Below are 2373 nucleotides of genomic sequence, written 5' to 3' on the forward strand. Positions count from 1 at the left end.
TTTTTTCGTCTTTTTACTGTGTAAAAAATCATCAAATGCTTAAAATAAGGAAGAGTTTATTTTTGTGCATGTTTTATATGGTCTGTACTGGGAGTGTTCTGACATTATTTTTCTACTTCTGTTTCAATCCCTTTTCCAGTGAAAATATAATAATGAATACTATTTTGTATAAACAGAATGGCACAATTCTTAAAATATATAGTCAATTAGAATCCTTTACATCATGATAATACTTCCTTATAATAAGAACAAACGTTCGTGTGGAGTGATGAGAGTGGATTATCAAGGATATCCGCGAAACGATGTGCTTTGTATTGATATGCGCAGTTTTTACGCAAGTGTGGAATGTATGAAAAGAGGGCTCGATCCTAAAAAAGCCTTATTGGCGGTGGTAGGGGACACTACGCGAAGAGGAAGTATTGTTCTCGCTGCTTCTCCCACGCTGAAACGGAGGTATGGGATCAGTAACGTCAGCAGATATTTTGAACTACCTGACGATCCTGGTCTAATTATTGCACCTGCGCACATGGGAGATTACCTCGAAGTATCTGTGGAAATTACCAAAATGATTAGGAACTATGTGCCTCAGCAGGCTATCCATGTGTACTCGGTGGACGAATTGTGGGTCACCATTAATGGCTTGAATAAGCTTTATGGAAACCCGTATGAAATCGCTCATATGCTTCAATTTGAGATAAGAGAGCAATTCGGAATAGAATCTGTGATTGGAATTGGGGATAACAAATTTCTTGCCAAAGTCGTTATGGACATTCATGCAAAAAAGGCAGAAGACGGAATTGCAGAATGCCGGTACGAAGACGTAGAAGCAAAGCTGTGGCCATGTGATATTCATGACGTGTGGGGAATTGGATCAAGAATGACCAAAAATTTAAATCGAATGGGGATTTTGACGCTTGGGGACTTAGCTCGCCACCCCTTAAAGTATTTGAAGAAAAATTTCGGCATCATGGGAGAGCAATTATACTGGCACGCCTGGGGGATTGACCTGAGTCCTGTGTATGGAAACTTTGTGAAGACAGAGCAGAAATCTTATGGTCACGGAATTACGTTATTAAGAGATTATGAAAAAGAGGAAATTTATGCCTGCTTGCTTGATTTATGCGAGGAAGCTTGCCGCAGGGCCAGAACCGATGACAAGGAAGGAAGGACGGTTCATCTGGGAATAGGATATTCGAGTGAAACAGGAGGAGGTTTCAGCCGGTCTATGTCTATACAGTCTCCGACTAATATAACAGGGGATATGTATCAAGTATGCTTGAAGCTTTTTCATCGTTTTTACGATGGAGAAAGTAAGATTCGGAGAGCATCTGTTGCTTTAACCAACTTGAATGATGGGTGTGATGTTCAGCTCAGCTTATTTAACAACGAACCTAAGAAAAAGGATTTAGCGGACGTTATGGATCGGATTCGTGATGAATACGGTACTACAGCTGTCCTTAGAGCGAGCAGTTATACAAGCGGTGGCATCACCATCGAGCGAAGCAAGAAAATTGGTGGTCATTATGCATAGATTTACTAAACTTTCATTCACATTGGATTTATTAGAAATAACCCATAAACAGTAAGTCATAACCAGTATTTGTGAGTCTGAAAGCTGTTTTTTCATTCCTGGTAGGCATAGTTATTACGCGAAGTAGATTCTTCAGCGTATACTATTTTAAACCTTTGAAGGAGTGAGAAAACAATCATGTATTTTAAAGATTATAAATATGAAAGTTATGATCATGATTGGAAAGACGATTATAAAAAAGATTGCGGCTATCACAAAAAAGAAGATAACAAAAAAGGTAAGCACTATGAAAATTGCGTGTCCGATGTATTGGAAGCTATACTGGCCGCTCAAAAGAAAGCAGACAAAGATAATGGCTGCCACTCATCCTGTAAGCAGTCTATAGAAGATTTACTAGGGGAGAGGAAAGTCAGGAAAAACACGATTCCATTTATTTTGTATTGTGGGTGTGAACCTTATAAAGGTACAGGGGTCACCACCTATCACTGTCACTCGAAGAAAACAAAGTTCAAATGTGTAAATTCTTTTATTTTCAAGGTTAAAGACATCCAAAAAGAATGTGCTGTTCTCGAATTACTCGTCTTCAAATCAGATCTAAAACATGGCAAGGATCAAGGGGAGAAATGCCATAGTAAAGCTGATCATTCTGCTTGCGGTCAGATCGACCATAAAGAGGTGGACGACTTAACAGGCACGGGTATTTGTATTACGGTCGATTTGTCATGCTTCTGTTCGATTACCTGCCTACCAGCCATTCATTTACGTCACTAAATAATCATTATAGTAAAAAGCAAAGAAGAAGGTAATCCTTGCTAGGCTACCTTCTTACATAGACATTTATC

General features: G+C 39.0%; 2 protein-coding genes. Both read left to right on the forward strand.

Features of this window, described 5'->3' with window-relative positions:
• Positions 1–274 precede the first annotated feature (274 nt).
• Positions 275–1531: a DNA polymerase IV gene (locus WAM07_RS04815; protein ID WP_422165239.1), complete on the forward strand. Its 1257-nt coding sequence runs from the start codon at positions 275–277 to the stop codon at positions 1529–1531.
• Between the two features lie 177 nt (positions 1532–1708).
• Entirely contained in the window at positions 1709–2302 is a 594-nt protein-coding gene (locus tag WAM07_RS04820) for a CotY/CotZ family spore coat protein (RefSeq protein WP_422165241.1), read from the forward strand.
• The last annotated feature ends 71 nt before the right edge of the window (positions 2303–2373 follow it).

The sequence above is a fragment of the Halobacillus sp. genome (genome assembly GCF_049282395.1).
Lineage (GTDB): Bacteria > Bacillota > Bacilli > Bacillales > Halobacillaceae > Halobacillus.